The 1,888-nt window shown below is 64.5% G+C and carries 1 protein-coding gene; it reads right to left on the bottom strand.

The genetic code is table 11. From position 1 onward, the window contains the following. Nucleotides 1–84 precede the first annotated feature (84 nt). On the bottom strand, nucleotides 85–1,731 hold the full coding sequence (locus ACTWQA_RS58840) for a hypothetical protein (protein WP_443167468.1): 1,647 nt from the start codon (nucleotides 1,729–1,731) through the stop codon (nucleotides 85–87). Nucleotides 1,732–1,888: the final 157 nt, after the last annotated feature.

Genomic DNA, 1,888 nt, shown 5'->3' with positions numbered 1-1,888 from the left:
GCTAGAAGGCTTAGCCGCCCGGAGGCGGTCATGGTGAGCCGGAGTTTGTTCGAATGAGCTCGAACGGGCTGGTTTAGGCGGGGTTTAGGCGGCGAGGCCTGCCTGTTGGGCGAGGTCGTCGATCGCGGTGTCGTAGGCGTGGGCGGCGGCGCGCAGGCGTGCGGTGGGTGGCGGGTCTGGGTCGTTGAGTTGGGCTAGTCCGGGGATGAGGAACCGCTGGGTGAGGCGGGTGAGGAACCGGGCATGGCGATGTCCGTCGGGTGTGAGGAGGTAGCGGTGGGTGTGCGGGATTTTGGTGATGAGTCCGTGGGCGCGCAGCCGTCGTAGGTCGTAGCCGATCTGTCCGCTGGTCATGTCCTCGGGGTGGCGCCCCAGCAGGGGTGCGAGGTGGTGTCGCAGGTCGCGGTTGGTGAAACCGTGGGGCAGGAGACGGAAGACGCAGATGGCGGTGAGCAGGGCTTGGACTCGGTGGTCGAGCAGGCGCAGGCCGGCGATGCGGGTGCCGGTCGCGGTGGTGATCGGGACAGTGATGGCGGTCAGGGCGGCGGCGCCGTCGGCAGGGTCGTGACTGATCCGTTGAACGTCGAGGAGACGTCGGTTGGCGGTGAAGCCGATCTGCGCGAGTGCGGGCAGATGAGACAGTCCTTTGGGCAGAGCGAAGTCGCTGGTGTCGTTGATGGTGGTCTCGGTGCGCAGGGCCCGTCCTTGCTTGAAGTACTGCTTGATCGTTGAGTTCTTGTAGTCGATGTGGACGGACGGGTCGACGCCCTCGGTGAGGACCCGAGTGCGGAACCGGCCCGGGGTGACGTTCTTGCCTTTGCGGAGGATCTTCCGGTCGAAGATGAGGCTGACCTTGTCGGGACGTCCGAGGTCGAGGTTGTCGCGGATCATCTGCTCAAAGAAGATCCGGCCCGACAGCGGACGGTCGAGCATCTGAGTGAGGGAGAACTCCGTCTGCAGCATCGACAGCCGGTAGGTGTAGCCGGCGTCGATGTCCTCGGCGGTGAAGGGGTGCGGCAGTCGGGCCAGCCACTTGGCGGCTAATGCTTCGATCTTCTCGGCGGTCAGGCCGTCGCAGATGCGCTGGACCGCGGCCGGATCGTCGATGGCGGCGAAGGCGTTGTCCAGCGAGGTGAAGCCGATGCCGGCCTTGGCGGCTTGCCGTTTGGCGTACTCATTCCCATTGATGATCAACCGGCCGGTGTAGGGGAAGTAGGTGGAGAACTTCACACAGATCGGGCCGAAGTCGTCATCGACGGCGTAGAGGTAGAAGTGGTTGACCATCGCGGTGTCGCGTACCAACCATGGGAAGGTCGCGCCGGTCACCGGGTTGGTCCGCTTGATGGTACGGAACACGGCGTTCTTTTCCTGTGCCCGCCCCACATACAAGACCTGTTCGGGTACCAGCCCGTCCGGTCCAGCCGCCTCAGTTGCTGCAGCCAGGTACTGCTGGGTGAGGTCGTCCTTGCGTTGTCCCTTGCGGAAATGCACCAGGTCCAGGCCGTGCGCCGCGATGTAGTGGTGGAGGTTGGCGACGAACGTCTCGGTCATCGGCGCCATCAACGCCGAGGACGCGAACCGGTGCCCGCGATGCCCGATGAAGAACGCCGCGATCCCGCCACCGTGCTGCAATCTGGGCTGATACAGGTTCAAGTACATCCGGTCGATCGACTCGATCTCGAAAACGACATGATCGGACAGGACGTCGGCGACAGTACGAGGTAGCGTCATGATGAGCTCCGGCTGGACGACTAGGCCTGTAAGGGCTACTCCACCGCTACATGCGGCACATGAACGGGCACATCGTGTCACCGTTTCGTCGCCAGCCGGAGCCCCCACCTCAGCCACAACCCCGATGCCTCGTCGGGCTGGGGCGAAGCCCCGTTAG

It is taken from the genome of Nonomuraea sp. 10N515B (genome assembly GCF_052245915.1).
Taxonomy (GTDB): domain Bacteria; phylum Actinomycetota; class Actinomycetes; order Streptosporangiales; family Streptosporangiaceae; genus Nonomuraea.
This window is presented reverse-complemented; position numbering and strand designations above follow the sequence as displayed.